The organism is Streptococcus constellatus subsp. constellatus (assembly GCF_023167545.1).
GTDB classification, from domain to species: domain Bacteria; phylum Bacillota; class Bacilli; order Lactobacillales; family Streptococcaceae; genus Streptococcus; species Streptococcus constellatus.
In genome coordinates this window covers 403,939-417,976 of sequence record NZ_AP014647.1, presented here as the reverse complement: position 1 = coordinate 417,976, position 14,038 = coordinate 403,939, and the positions used below count along the sequence as shown (strand labels likewise).

At 38.1% G+C, this 14,038-nt stretch carries 10 protein-coding genes and 1 pseudogene; 2 read left to right on the top strand and 9 right to left on the bottom strand.

Going from position 1 to position 14,038, the window contains the following annotated elements:
• Positions 1 to 161 precede the first annotated feature (161 nt).
• Positions 162 to 2,096: pseudogene (gene cas3, locus SCSC_RS02115) on the bottom strand (CRISPR-associated helicase Cas3'); the annotation flags it as partial.
• 91 nt (positions 2,097 to 2,187) lie between these two features.
• On the opposite strand from cas3, the gene SCSC_RS02110 reads away from it, so the two are divergent.
• Positions 2,188 to 3,123 (top strand): IS30 family transposase, encoded by a 936-nt coding sequence (locus tag SCSC_RS02110; RefSeq protein ID WP_006269888.1) that lies wholly within the window; start codon positions 2,188 to 2,190, stop codon positions 3,121 to 3,123.
• A 9-nt stretch (positions 3,124 to 3,132) separates the two neighbouring features.
• Here the strand turns inward: SCSC_RS02110 and SCSC_RS02105 are convergent, their stop codons facing one another.
• From SCSC_RS02105 to SCSC_RS02075, 7 genes are all read right to left on the bottom strand, one after another.
• The gene (locus tag SCSC_RS02105; RefSeq protein WP_115342908.1) at positions 3,133 to 3,612 is read right to left on the bottom strand and encodes a CRISPR-associated endonuclease Cas3''; all 480 of its coding nucleotides are present in this window, start codon (positions 3,610 to 3,612) and stop codon (positions 3,133 to 3,135) included.
• A gap of 171 nt (positions 3,613 to 3,783) precedes the next feature.
• A complete protein-coding gene (locus SCSC_RS02100; RefSeq protein WP_006269737.1) occupies positions 3,784 to 6,435 on the bottom strand; it encodes a valine--tRNA ligase in 2,652 nt (883 codons plus the stop codon).
• A gap of 18 nt (positions 6,436 to 6,453) precedes the next feature.
• A complete protein-coding gene (locus SCSC_RS02095) occupies positions 6,454 to 7,785 on the bottom strand; it encodes a hypothetical protein (protein ID WP_006269736.1) in 1,332 nt (443 codons plus the stop codon).
• A gap of 62 nt (positions 7,786 to 7,847) precedes the next feature.
• Complete coding sequence (locus SCSC_RS02090) at positions 7,848 to 8,423, bottom strand: GNAT family N-acetyltransferase (protein WP_037565715.1); 576 nt, start codon at positions 8,421 to 8,423, stop codon at positions 7,848 to 7,850.
• A 236-nt stretch (positions 8,424 to 8,659) separates the two neighbouring features.
• Entirely contained in the window at positions 8,660 to 8,914 is a 255-nt protein-coding gene (locus SCSC_RS02085; RefSeq protein ID WP_006267273.1) for a DUF1912 family protein, read from the bottom strand.
• Between the two features lie 12 nt (positions 8,915 to 8,926).
• Positions 8,927 to 10,288, bottom strand: a complete 1,362-nt coding sequence (locus SCSC_RS02080) for a DUF438 domain-containing protein (RefSeq protein ID WP_006269732.1) — start codon at positions 10,286 to 10,288, stop codon at positions 8,927 to 8,929.
• Complete coding sequence (locus tag SCSC_RS02075) at positions 10,288 to 10,521, bottom strand: DUF1858 domain-containing protein (protein WP_003070208.1); 234 nt, start codon at positions 10,519 to 10,521, stop codon at positions 10,288 to 10,290. The genes SCSC_RS02080 and SCSC_RS02075 overlap by 1 nt, the downstream gene beginning before the upstream one ends.
• Positions 10,522 to 10,855: 334 nt before the next feature.
• On the opposite strand from SCSC_RS02075, the gene SCSC_RS02070 reads away from it, so the two are divergent.
• A complete protein-coding gene (locus SCSC_RS02070) occupies positions 10,856 to 11,788 on the top strand; it encodes a nitronate monooxygenase (RefSeq protein ID WP_003070210.1) in 933 nt (310 codons plus the stop codon).
• Between the two features lie 845 nt (positions 11,789 to 12,633).
• Here SCSC_RS02070 and rlmD read toward each other — a convergent pair.
• Positions 12,634 to 13,998: a 23S rRNA (uracil(1939)-C(5))-methyltransferase RlmD gene (rlmD, locus tag SCSC_RS02065; protein ID WP_006269730.1), complete on the bottom strand. Its 1,365-nt coding sequence runs from the start codon at positions 13,996 to 13,998 to the stop codon at positions 12,634 to 12,636.
• Positions 13,999 to 14,038 lie beyond the last annotated feature (40 nt).

Here is a 14,038-nt window from a genome sequence, read left to right as displayed (position 1 = left end):
GTTTATAATTTCAATATTGCTTGTATGAATCAATTTTGATATAATCTAAGCATCATAGTGCTATCTATGTGGATTGAAATTATATTTAGTGCTTATTTATACTGAATTACAGGTCAACGAAGTCCTCTACTGACTCTCGTTGGCCTGTTTTCTTTTAACTTTTACATCAGGAAACTTCCTGACTCTAGGGTGATCCCCTTTTTCTCATCATAATAACCATCTGACAATATCTGAATTTGGCCGTTCAGATACGATTTTGTCGCTTCAAGTAACAAATCGCGTTCACGAACATTTACCGTATAGGGCTGCAAGGCCTTCAAGAGAATCTTTATCGTTTGATAATCTTCCTCTGATGGATAATCAGATTCACATAATTCTTCCAAGTCTAATAATTTTTCAATAGCGTCTCCATAAGGAACTAGTATACCTACCGTTTCATTGTTTATCAGATTCAATTTCAAACCAGCAGTCTTAAAGGCTTGTTTTAACTTTCCTTTAAAATTATTTCTGTATTGATATGAGTTTGTGCTTAAATAATCAAAAACTGACTCACCGTCCGACAAAGGATAATCCATTAAACCTTGATTATTGGCATAATAATATTCAAAAAAATCACGATTTAAAAGTGAAGTGTCTATGGGCGATGAAATCTTATGTAGAATACATTCTGTCGCATCTTTCTTAGCTTTTATTTCTTTGAGTGGTGAGATATTTTCTTCTTCACTTGTCAGATTAACTAAGGTAACTTGTCCCTTATCCCGTTTTCCTTCACGATTACAACGTCCGCTAGCTTGTACAATCGAATCAATTCCTGCATACGAGCGAATGACGTGATTAAAATCGACATCAACACCCGCTTCAATTAGCTGGGTACTGATACAAATAAGTGGTAGACCATCTTTCAAACCTTGTTTAATTTCCGAAATAATATCCAATCTATGCTGCGCACACATATTCGTTGAAAGCTGATAGATCGGCCTATCTGTCAACTCCTTAAGTAAGGTATAAAATTTGTCAACTGTCTTTTTGGTATTAAAAATCGCAAGAATAGACTCGTCATTTTCCAGTACAAAATCTACTAAATCTGACAGATTCGAATGTTGATTATTTTCATCAAATTTTCTAAGTTCTGTTCTTGAAAAGACTTCTTTTTCGTCATGAGTTAACTCAACAATATCAGCAACTTCACCATATTTTCCTCCATAAGAAAGTTTATGTTTAATAGCAGTAGAATCATAAGCTGGCTGTGTAGCCGTACATAAAATAATGGTTGTGTTCATCACTTTATTTAAAAAATTCATGGTTAAATTAAATAAAGTTGTCACCTCAATAGGCAAGGATTGCACTTCATCTAAAATCAAAACACTATTAGCTAAACTAGAAAAACGACGAATATTGGCTGATTTAGTTTTAAATAAAGTTTGAAAAAATTGTACCATCGATGTCAAAATAACCTGACCGTCCCAACTGTCAATCAAATACTCAGACATTAATATTTCTTTTTCATCGTTATCATCAGTCTGCCTAATAACATTAGAATGATGTTCCAATACACCTGCATCACCAGTTACGTTTCGAATTTCAGCAGCATTCTGCTCTAAAATAGATAAAAATGGTGTAATGTAGAAAAATCTTGATTTATTTTGGTCAACCAATTGATGAAAAGCATACCTCATACTAAGATTCGTCTTCCCAGCACCAGTGGGTAAGTCTAATCGATAGATACCCGTTGAATCACTTTCTCCCCTACTTTTTACTCGTTCAGCAATTTGTGAGCGAATTTCATTAAGCCTTGTGGTTGGACTCCCAAACTCACCGTACTTCTTCTCAATAGCTTCCAGATAAGACTTATTTAGTTTGATTTTTTCTTCCTGTTTTAGGGGATTTATAAGCAGCCCATAGGCATTAATTGTATCGAGAATATCAGTATTTTTTAATAATGATAGGTATAGCCGTACAAAACATGATTGATAATAAGCTTCCTCACTACTATCCTGACATTCTAAAATTGACATGGCTTGTTGATAATTTTTAAATGCTTTATTAATTAATATTTCTAAATCCTGATAGCCATAATCTTTCAATTTTGTTTCGATAAATTGTAAAATATAGTTCAACCAAAAAACTCATAGCGTTTCATTGGTGTAAACTGTAAGTAACCACACAAACAGAACCCGAGGAAAAACTATGAGCTACTCCCATCTTACCATAACCGACCGAATAAAGATAGAAACCTACTTGGAATTAGGTTTAAAACCTTGCCAAATTGCAAGTAAACTTGGCGTCCATAAGTCTACCATTTCAAGAGAGTTAAGACGATGTCAAAATGGTTATTCCGCAGTCTTAGCACAGGAACAGTACGACCACAGGGCTAAGCAAAAAGGTCGGAAGTCTTGTTTAACACCAAAGTTGAAAAAGGAAATTGAGAACGGTTTAAAATCCTCCTGGTCGCCTGAACAGATTTGTGGGCGCTATCAGCTTGAACAAAAGCCAATGGTAGCTTTTAAAACCATCTATAACTGGCTCTATGCTGGTTTGATTGATCTGGATTTAAGCGTCCTCCGTCGTAAAGGAAGAACTCGACAACCCAAAGAAACACGTGGGACATTTAGGATTGGCACGCCGATTGCCAAACGTCCTAAAGAGGTTCGGAATCGTGAAACTTTTGGCCACTGGGAGCTTGATACTGTAGTGTCTTCCAGAGGCAAAAGCAAGGGGTGTTTAGCGACTTTTCTAGAGCGAAAAACTCGTTTTTACTTAGCTTTCAAGATACCAGATAGAACAGCCAAAGCCATGTTTTCAGCCATCGAACAACTTTGTAGGCTATTTCCAAAAGAGACTCTTAAAACCTTCACTTCAGACAGGGGAAAAGAGTTCGCCTGCTATCCTCTAGTAGAGAATTTAGGAATTTCCTTTTTCTTTGCGGACGCCTATTCATCTTGGCAGAGAGGAAGTAATGAAAACGCAAATGGCTTACTAAGAGAATATTTCCCAAAGAAAACAGATTTAGCTGCTATCTCTGATGAGGCTTTGAACAAGGCCTTATATGATATCAATCACCGACCACGAAAATGTTTAGCTTACAGAACGGCTTATGAAGCTCTAGTGGATGAGTTAGAGTAAATGTTGCACTTATTCTTGCAATTTATCTTCTAAAAAGTTGGCAAAATTCTTCACATCGCTATCATAATGATAGTCTACCCTTTCCTTAGCAATACGATTTCTAAGTTTGTTATAAGCGTATTGAGCTGATTCCTTATCAAAAATATCAAACATTCCATGATGAGCAGAAATAACATAAGCAACAACTTCATTAAATTGTAAACGCGTTGTTTTATCAACAGCCTTTGCCGAAAGACATATATTGATTTTCTCAAACAAATATTTAGCACCAGCATAGGAATGATCGACGTGCATAGCAGGGTTCTTGGTTAATTTATCTTGGAATTTATTATCGGCTTTTCCTAAATCATGATAAAGGCCCAGAAGAAAGAGTAAATCACCTTGACCAATCAATTCAGCTTCTTCCCTTGCCTTGTTGGCTACATTAAAGGAATGTTCTTCCAACGACTGTTTCTTATTTGTTTCACATTCATAATGCGCTAAAATCATTTCATCATTTACCTCTCAATGAGTACTTTCCATAAAGTTTCGCAATAATATTGTAACACTTTTTAAAACTTTTGAAAACGAATACATTATATTTGAAATAATCAAAACATAATTCCTATTAACGGTCATAAGTCCATAAGAAAACACGGCTTTTATTCCGTGTTTCTATGTTTATTTTAGGAGTTTTTCCATCTCTTTAATCCGTTCCACTGTGGCATCGTATTTAGCTTGGTAATCAGCTTGTTTTTGTCTCTCTTTCTCGACGATTTCGGGCTTGGCATTTTGGATGAAGCGGTCGTTACCGAGTTTTTTGGCAACTATGTCTAGTTCTTTTTGCCATTTGGCCAGTTCTTTGTTGAGGCGGGCTAGTTCTTCTTCGACGTTGAGCAAGTCTGCCAGCGGCAGGAAGATTTCTGCACCTGTAATAACTGCTGACATGGCTAGTTCTGGGGTGGCAATGGCAGAGCTGATTTCAAGTGTTTCTGGGTTTGTGAAACGTTTGATGTAGTTGACATTGGCCTTGAAAAAGTCTTCCAAGTTGCTATCGCTTGTTTTAACAAGAATGGTGATAGGTTTGCTTGGAGCTACGTTGACTTCTGCACGCGCATTACGTACAGCACGAATCAGGTCTTTGAGACTTTCCACGCCAGAATGCGCCGTTTGATTTTCAAAAGCAGGATTAACAGTTGGATAAGCTGCTGTCACGATCGAACCATCTGCGTATTGACCGAAGATTTCTTCTGTTACAAATGGCATGATTGGGTGAAGGAGGCGCAAAATCTTATCAAGTGTGTAAAGAAGAACAGAACGAGTAATAACTTTTTCAGCCTCATCTTCGCTGTAAAGTACTTCTTTCGTCAATTCAACGTACCAGTCGGCAAATTCATCCCAGATGAAGTTGTAAAGGATGTGACCAGCCACACCAAATTCAAATTTATCAAAGTTTTCAGTAACTTTGGCAATTGTTTCATTCAAGTTGTGAAGAATCCAGCGGTCAGTAACATTCCCGGCTGTACCAGCCACAACTTTTGCAACATTTTCACTCGCTTGCTCAAGGGTCAAGCCTTCATTGTTCATGAGGATGTAGCGAGAGATGTTCCAGATCTTGTTAATGAAGTTCCAAGATGCATCCATTTTCTCGTAAGAGAAGCGCACGTCTTGCCCTGGTGCAGAACCGTTTGAAAGGAACCAACGAAGGGCATCGGCACCGTATTTTTCAATAACATCCATTGGGTCAATACCGTTACCAAGTGACTTAGACATCTTGCGTCCTTGCTCGTCACGGATAAGACCGTGGATAAGCACGTTTTCAAATGGACGGCGTTCTGTGAATTCCAAGGATTGGAAGATCATACGAGACACCCAGAAGAAGATGATATCGTAACCTGTTACCAAGGTTGAAGTTGGGAAGTAACGTTTGAAGTCTTCTGCTTCTGTGTCAGGCCAACCCATTGTTGAGAATGGCCATAGAGCTGAACTGAACCAAGTGTCCAACACGTCTGGATCTTGCGTCCAATAATCACCTTCTGGCGCTTCTTCGCCCACATAGATTTCGCCATCTGCATTGTACCAAGCAGGGATTTGGTGGCCCCACCAGAGTTGACGGGAAATGACCCAGTCGTGAACATTTTCCATCCATTGAAGGAAAGTATCGTTGAAACGTGGTGGGTAGAATTTCACTTTGTCATCAGTATCTTGGTTGGCAATGGCATTCTTAGCCAATTGGTCCATTTTAACAAACCATTGAGTTGATAAGCGTGGCTCGACCATAACGCCAGTCCGCTCTGAGTGACCAACACTGTGAACACGTTTTTCGATTTTGACAAGAGCACCAATTTCTTCTAACTTAGCAACGACTGCTTTGCGAGCTTCAAAGCGGTCCATGCCAGAAAATTCTCCGGTCAAGTCATTCATGGTTCCGTCATCATTCATGACGTTGATTTGTGGCAAGTTATGACGTTGACCGACTAAAAAGTCATTAGGGTCGTGTGCTGGAGTAATTTTAACCACACCTGTTCCAAACTCAGGGTCAGCATGTTCATCTGCTACGATTGGAATCAGCTTGTTAACAATTGGCAAGATAACATTTTGCCCAATTAAATCTTTGTAACGCTCATCATTTGGATGGACAGCAACAGCCGTATCCCCAAACATGGTTTCGGGTCGGGTTGTTGCTACTTCAAGGGCGCGTGAGCTGTCTTCTAACATGTAGTTCATATGGTAGAAAGCACCTTCCACGTCCTTATGGATAACTTCAATATCAGAAAGAGCTGTACGAGCCTTTGGATCCCAGTTGATGATAAATTCACCGCGGTAAATCCAGCCTTTTTTGTAAAGTTCAACAAAGACTTTACGAACCGCTTTTGACAAACCCTCATCAAGGGTGAAACGTTCACGAGAGTAATCGACAGAAATCCCCATTTTACCCCATTGCTCCTTGATAGTGGTAGCGTACTCGTCTTTCCATTCCCAGACTTTATCCAAGAATTTTTCACGACCGAGGTCATAGCGTGAGATACCATCTTCAGCAAGACGTGCTTCAACTTTTGCCTGTGTTGCAATCCCAGCATGGTCCATCCCTGGAAGCCAAAGCGTGTCAAAACCTTGCATGCGCTTCTGACGAATAATAATATCTTGCAAAGTCGTATCCCAAGCATGACCAAGGTGCAGTTTCCCCGTCACATTTGGTGGTGGAATAACGATTGAATAAGGATGTGCCTTCTTGTCGCCTGACGGCTTAAAAACATCCTCATCAAGCCATTTCTGATAACGACCAGCCTCAACCTCGGCTGGATTGTATTTAGGTGAAAGTTCTTTAGACATGTATGTGCTCCTATCTTTTTATAACGGCCTAACTAGACCTTCTTCTATTCCTTTTTTTAAACTGCTAAAACAAACTCTTGTCATTGCTTCATTTTTCATTCCTTCAGAATATTTTTTTTCAGATTTCTCAGCAAAATTACGGAAATACCACTCAACATGGTCACTTGAATCAACTGACTTATACTGCTCAAAATTTTCAAACGAAGCAATGTAACCAATATAAACTTGGATTAACAAAGATTCGTCAAAATAAGCATCATTAACAAAATGATAATTTGTTTTTTTATCTAAAAGAAATTTATTCAACTCTGTAATTAAGTTATATTGTTGTTCATTTAAATCAAAATATTCCTCATTTAATAATACCCTCTTATCAGGTTTATTAAAATCATACCTGGTATCTGTAGTCATTTGTGAAACTAACTTTCCAATCAAAACAACAATCATATCTGTTATTTGTAATCCGACATAGTCTCTAGAATTACAAGACTCTTCAATTTTATTAATCTTTAAACTACTAAATATGTCACTAGGTATTCCTTCATCTAAGAAAAGGACCCATTCAATGTTATCATCAGGATATCTTTGCTCAGTCATCCACAAATCAAATGCCCACTTTACTTTATTCCAATCGAAAGATAGTTTTAAGTCCGGGTCAGATAACTTAATTTTATGGTCATTAATTACCCTATCCATTGAAATAATGAGTTGTTGGTAAATAACTAATTGCTGAGCCATCCTCATATTTCCTTGATTATTATTAATTATCCTATTCAAATCCTGCTTTATTAGTTTCAACAAAGGTCTTGTTGGCAATGTTTTATCCAATAAAGCTTCAATAACTTTTTTTGAAGCCTCAATTTCAGCATATTTGGTTAAAACATATTTAGCGATAAACGGTGAAAATTCTGTCTCTTCATCTAAAAAATAAAAGAAGTTAGTTAATCTTGAGGAGGTAATAATCGACATTTTGCTAATCATAAAAAGTAAATTATCAACACCGTATCGATTCAACATTCTAAAAACTGATGTATAAAATTGAACTTCATTATCTTTCATAGAGGCAATTCCAAGGTTAAAATTTGTCTTTAACAAATCTAAACCTTTAAGTTCCCTATTCTTCTTTTTTAATGATTGCTGGAGTTGTTTTCTACTTGATAAATAAGTTTCAACAATTTGATTATACTCCTGTTTAATTGTTTCATACACTACTTCATCAATTTGAATCACATTAGCAACGTAACAATGCATATTATCATTAGCATAAGATAATTTATTTTGCTTATCAAATGGCTTTGTAATTTTAAAGGAATTTTGTGGACCTTTTTCGTCCATAAATAGATAATTCATTATCTCTCTCTTTTTTCTTTTCCCAACTGTTCGAAATTTTCTAACAGTTCAACTAACAACTTCTAACACTCCCACTCACTTTTTAGCAATCCATATCGTAAATCATCACAGCGCTTGCCTTGGCTATCTTTGCGGTCACGGATGCGAGATTCGAGGGTGAAGCCAAGTTTTTCAGCAATACGCTGGCTTGCTTTGTTGTATCCATAGCATTCAATTTCGATTTTGTGAAGATTGAGTAGGGTAAATCCAACTTCCAACAGCGCACGCGCAGCTTCTGTCACAATCCCTTGCCCCCAATAATCTGGGTGAAGCAAATAGCCCATTTCAAGAACATCATCAGCATAGCGATTATTAAAATCAATCGAGCCAATGACTTCATCTGTTCCTTTCAAGCAGATACCATAACCAGACGGTATTTTTTGCTCAATCCAGCGCTTTGGCATAATGTTTTCGAGATAATTTTCCTCTTCTTCCACACTTTCTGCAGGTGGAAAACCAGCTGGCCAAGTCACCTCTGCCAAACTCGCATAAGCAAAAATCTCTTTAGCATCTGAGACTAGACGTTCGCGCAAATACAGCCGCTCTGTCTCAATATCAGGAAGTTTATTATCTTCAATTTGACCTAAAATATTTATCATAATTTCTCTCCCCATTCCGCTTATAAAAATTCGCCCCTGCCATACATGACAGGGACGAATCACTCCGCGGTACCACCCAATTTCGGGCCAAGGACCCGCAGCTTTCTTTATTTCATTGTAACCATCAGCAACCAATTTTGACATTTGTGCGGATTTCTCAGCAGCACCGCTTTCTGTGACAAATGGGACTCAAAACACCTCTAATGACCTTATTCTATCATGTTTCCTACGGAAAATCAATAACTTCTCTCACCAAAAAGCCCGTCTGGCAAATCATGAAATCCTTTTCCTGCTCGATAATTAGCAAATTTTCCTAAAAGAAACTCATAAGCATCTAACCGGCTTTCATAACGAATCGCAGCATCCTTTGCTCGCTCATCTTTATCAGCTTCATAGACAGCTTGACTTTCCTTGAGCGCCATCTGGTTAATCTTAACTTGAGTTTCAACCCAAGCTTCAAAGTCCTTTAAAAATTCCTGTTCGTACGTCATTGTTCCTTCTTTCTAATCCAAACCACGATAAACATCACCATCTATCTCACGGAAAGGTTGAATATCCTGCACATATTCCAACACCCCCTGAAATTCTCCCGCTTCATCATGTACTGCGGCATAAGTCACATGGACAAATTTTCCCCGCGATTCCGACTTGAACCACATAACAAACTTGTCTCGCTTGCCTTCACGCAATTCCTTAAAAATAAAGCGAACTTTCTCCAAAAACTTAGGCGGGTGGCACAGCTCGACATTGCGCCCCACTTGACCCGGCGTCCGTTTGAAAATCATCTCATCAGCTGGCACACTGTCATTATAATACTGGAAAATATCTTCCTTATTGACAAAGGTAATCTCCATTGGCAAATGATTCAGGATCAGATTTGCTTGCTCCACTGACAAATAGCCATGTCCAAATGGCTGTTGGGTCTGCCGATCAAAGTTGTTTTCTACCTTTTTCTTTTTTGGCTCAAAAGAAATGGTGACCTGCCCATCAGGTGTGTCAATAACTTGCTGAAACTTGCCATCATTAGTTTGCTCTGAACGGGCTAGCGCCTCGCTCGTCACCTTAGTAGAATTGTCTGTTTCTTTCTCCGAGAATGAATGACGATGCGGAATCCACTTCTCTGCCGGCTGAATGATTGCATAACCATAAACATCACTTTCTTCCGCAATTTTCAACCAATCATCCTGTGTAAAAGATTCCAACAGAATCATGAGTAAAATTGATTCTTCCTTAAAAATCATGGCTTCAAACTCAGTTGCAAATAATCGAAACTTTTCTGCGACCTCTTCAATGTCTAAGGCAGGCAACTGCTCTGCCGCTGTTTTTACTTCTTTAAATAATTCACGGATTTGGTCGTCCACACCCCACATGACCTTAGGTGGTGAATCATGTCCATAGCTCTCCATGATTGGAAACATGAGTTCTTCTTTGCGCTTGTAGTGGCGCTCAAATTGTTCCACCAAGCTCAACTGTCGTTTCAAGCCCTTGCGAATTTCTTCCTGCATTTCCTCATCAGAATTTGCATAAGTATCCAGCAGTCTACCTACTCGCATCAGAGCTGCTCGCAAAGCCAAATTTTCCTGCTTGAAAATCTGCACAGGATGACCTGAATGATCCGTATCTGCAACTTCAACGTCTCTAACAGCTCCCTTAAACAGATTCGCATGGATATTGCAAAGAGACATCACATCCTCAAAGGTTACACCCGTGTCAGAATTCATCAGCTCATGTTCCATCAAGCTGATTTCAATAGCAGAAACACCGGTAAAATGTTTATTAAATTCTTCTTGAACTGCTTCTGCCTTTGCTCCATGGTGCAAATCAAGCAAAATATTCTTCAAAACCTCAATTCGTTCATCTACCATTAGTCTAGTCCTATCACTTCATAGCCATTTGCTTTTAAGGTCCTAACAATTTTCTCCATCGGTGTGCCTTCCAGCTTAGACCCCTGCTTCAGCGAAACTTTCCGCCCAACTGTATTACGCATGAGAGAATTTGCCAAAGGTTTAAACCCAAGCTCCACTAAAATTTCCAGCACCTCTGGATGTTTGTCAATCACCTCTGCAACAGGAATTGATACATCAATGATATTGTCCATTCCTCACCTCATCCTCATTTTTCTATCATTATAACATAAAAAAGTGTCGACTTCTCAGTAAAATGAAATCCAGCATTGTTCTCTTTAAGGGATTCCCAAATTCTGCTTTATAAATTGCTTTTCTTCATTGAAATAACCTATAACTATTTTTAATAGACTATAAATTATTGTTATAGGATATCTATTTTACTCTTTTTCACAATAAATGGAATTGATAAATCAGGTACTCAGAGTGAATTGTATCACAAACAAAAGAAATTTTAATAAATACTAGAGTTGAAAACGCTTTTCTACCCGTGATATAATAATAGAAAAAACAGATTAAGGAGATTTTATGTCTATTACAAATTTACTGAACATCAAATATCCAATTGTTCAAGGTGCTATGGCTCAAATTTCTCACTATCAGTTAGCTGCTGCTGTTTCAGAGGCAGGCGGTTTGGGAATTATCGCTTCAGGTGGCATGACTGGTGAACAACTGCGTAAAGAAATTCGTGAATTACGCAAGCTAACAGACAAGCCCTTTGCCGTTAATGTGATGCTAATGATGAAAAATATCGAAGAAATTGTCAGAGTCATCATTGAAGAGAAAGTCCCTGTTGTCACAACTGGTGCAGGTACTCCAAAATTCATTCTACCCTTTTTAAAAGAAGCCGGTATCAAAGTTATCCCAGTTATTGCAAGCGTGAAGCATGCTAAAAAAATGCAAGAATTAGGTGTTGATGCCGTTATCGCAGAAGGATCAGAAGCGGGCGGTCATATCGGAGAAACAAATACGATGGCTCTGTTGCCACAAATTGTTGACGCTGTTGACATTCCCGTGATTGGAGCAGGTGGAATTGCGGATGGGCGTGGACTGGCTGCTGCTTTTGTTTTAGGTGCACAAGGCGCACAACTTGGAACTGTATTCCTCGCCTCAGAAGAATGCCCCATTGCCGAAAGCTATAAAGAAGCTGTCATCCACGCCAATGACACAGCCACAGCTGTAACTGGGCGCATTACCGGTGCACCTGTTCGCTGTATTCGAAACGAAATGACCGATCACTACATAGAACTTGAAAACAAAGGGACCAATCGTGAAGAACTAGAAGAAATCACAATCGGTGCCCTCTCAAAAGCTGTCTATCAAGGAGATACCAAACATGGCTCCATGATGTGCGGTCAAATCGCTGGCATGATAAACGAAATCCGACCATGCAAAGACATCATTGAAACCATCGTAGCCAATGCCCAAAAAGTGCTGGAAAATACAGAGATTAGGCTGTAAATGTTTATGAAAATAATCCGCACCCCAAAAGTTAGAGAAAAATCTAAACTTTGAGGTGCGGTTTAAAATTTTACTATTTACCACAATAATTATCTGAATTTATTATGGGAACTATATAGCACTTTACCCTAATCACAATATATAGTATCTTAAAATAAGATTTTTATAAATTTGACAACTATACTTTGTAGTTGTGTAAACAGGTATATAATTCCCTTTATTATAATATTTCCATTTTTTAAAATGCAACACTAGCAATATTTTCTTTATTGAAGAAATTAGAATTCACAATACTAGTAAATGCAAGAGAAGATATATTAAATACTGAAGAAATCCTAGGATATCTTATTGACTCTCGGAATTTGTGCAAAATTTATGAAAATATGCTCATGTATATTCAAATAGAGAATTGTCTAAAAGATTTTAAGATGAATAATGTTTAATAAATTGATTGACAACTTGTCTTTTTATTATAAGTTAATACTTCCACATTTTAAGGCAACCTTTGATTTTATTTCTCCCAATTTATAGACATATTTTGCAAACTAAACAGCAAAAATCACAAAATTTAATTCAAATACATCCATTTAAAAACACGAATAAAATAAAACGAGCATTTTCACTAAGAATTTGCTCGTTCGCTATATTCAGGATAGGACTTTTCTCCATCTATTTTTATTTCCATAATGTCCCTAATGTTGTAATAGACGCTTCTTTGTCAGATAGACAATTTGGAAATCTTTGGGCTTCATTTCTGATTCATTGTCATTTTCCCACTCTATTAAAACTAATTTTTTTCTCAAGACATCATCTTTAATTGAACACAAGTCAAATTTATTTTGACCTCAGCTGTTTTCTTCCTGCTTCACCAATTTCACTACAGCCTCGGTCCTAGCTGTGTGCGGAAACATATCCACCGATTGGATATAATGGACATCATAGATCTTGCTTAATTGCACCAAATCTCTGGCTAGACTAGAGACATTACAAGAGACATAAATCATTTTCTTAGGTGCATAACGGACAATCGTCTCAAGCAGCTTTTTATCCAAGCCAGTTCGTGGTGGATCGACAATCAAAGCATCCGCCCGATAGCCTTCCTTATACCAACGAGGAATAATGCTTTCAGCAGTCCCAGTCTCATAATGAGTATTGTTAAAGCCTAAGCGAGCAGCATTTCGCTTAGCATCTTCAATAGCTTCCGGAATAATGTCCATACCTCGCAGAGACTTGACTCTTTTAGCAAAGGCAAAGCCAATCGTTCCCACGCCACAATAAGCATCAATCAAATGCTCTTCAGATGTCACATCAAGCGCCTTGACTGCTTCACTGTAAAGCACTTCTGTCTGCTCTGGATTGAGCTGGTAAAAAGCCCTAGGCGATAAGGAAAACTCGTAATCCAAAACACCTTCTTGAATTGTCTCTTTTCCCCAGATAATTTCCGTCTTATCTCCATAAATTTCACTTGATTTTGTCGTATGGTAATTGACCGCCACTGTTTCTAACTCTGGAAATTCTGCTGTTAAATCTCGAATGACTGGAGAGAAGTCCAACTTCTTTCCCGTGACAAAGATCATCTGCACCTGTCCCGTTTTCCGAGCCCTGCGAATCATAACCGTCCGAACGCCTGCTCTCTTACGCTCATCGTAGATAGGAAGATTGTACTTCCCCAAAAGGAGAGCCACTTTATTGATGATTTTCTGCGTTACCTTATCCTGAACCAAACAGTTTTTCAAAGAAATCAGATAATGGGAATTCTGCGCATAAAGCCCTGCTTTGACTTCATCTCCTAATTTCCGTGTCTGAAATTGAAGCTTAGCCCGATAGTAAAGTGGTTCTTGCATTCCAATCGTTGGACGAATCTCGTAGTTTTCATAACCAGCTGGTGCAAATTTTTTCAAAGCCTGCCGTAATAAATCCGTCTTAAATTCTAACTGTTTATCATAATGCAAGTGCATAATCTGGCAGCCCCCACATTTTTCATAAATCTCACAAGGCGGCTCTACTCGATACTTAGAATGCTTATTAATCGTCAAGAGCTTTGCTTCGACAAAATTGCGCTTAACCGTCGTAACTTGACAAAAAATATCCTCACCCTTTAAAGCACCTGGTACAAAGACTAAGGTCTTTTTATAAAATCCAATCCCTTCCCCGTTAATTCCCATTTTCTTGATTTTTAAAGGGATTTTTTGTTTTACTTTCAGATTCATGTTTCTATTATACCACGCTAACACGATAATGTTGAGAATA

What these genes read in the sequence shown, in the direction of transcription:
- SCSC_RS02085 (WP_006267273.1), bottom strand. Translation starts at nt 8,914, where the DNA reads ATGACGTACGAACAGGAATTTTTAAAGGACTTTGAAGCTTGGGTTGAA.
- SCSC_RS02090 (WP_037565715.1), bottom strand. Translation starts at nt 8,423, where the DNA reads ATGATAAATATTTTAGGTCAAATTGAAGATAATAAACTTCCTGATATT.
- SCSC_RS02080 (WP_006269732.1), bottom strand. Translation starts at nt 10,288, where the DNA reads ATGGTAGATGAACGAATTGAGGTTTTGAAGAATATTTTGCTTGATTTG.
- SCSC_RS02105 (WP_115342908.1), bottom strand. Translation starts at nt 3,612, where the DNA reads ATGATTTTAGCGCATTATGAATGTGAAACAAATAAGAAACAGTCGTTG.
- SCSC_RS02095 (WP_006269736.1), bottom strand. Translation starts at nt 7,785, where the DNA reads ATGAATTATCTATTTATGGACGAAAAAGGTCCACAAAATTCCTTTAAA.
- SCSC_RS02100 (WP_006269737.1), bottom strand. Translation starts at nt 6,435, where the DNA reads ATGTCTAAAGAACTTTCACCTAAATACAATCCAGCCGAGGTTGAGGCT.
- SCSC_RS02070 (WP_003070210.1), top strand. Translation starts at nt 10,856, where the DNA reads ATGTCTATTACAAATTTACTGAACATCAAATATCCAATTGTTCAAGGT.
- SCSC_RS02075 (WP_003070208.1), bottom strand. Translation starts at nt 10,521, where the DNA reads ATGGACAATATCATTGATGTATCAATTCCTGTTGCAGAGGTGATTGAC.
- rlmD (WP_006269730.1), bottom strand. Translation starts at nt 13,998, where the DNA reads ATGAATCTGAAAGTAAAACAAAAAATCCCTTTAAAAATCAAGAAAATG.
- SCSC_RS02110 (WP_006269888.1), top strand. Translation starts at nt 2,188, where the DNA reads ATGAGCTACTCCCATCTTACCATAACCGACCGAATAAAGATAGAAACC.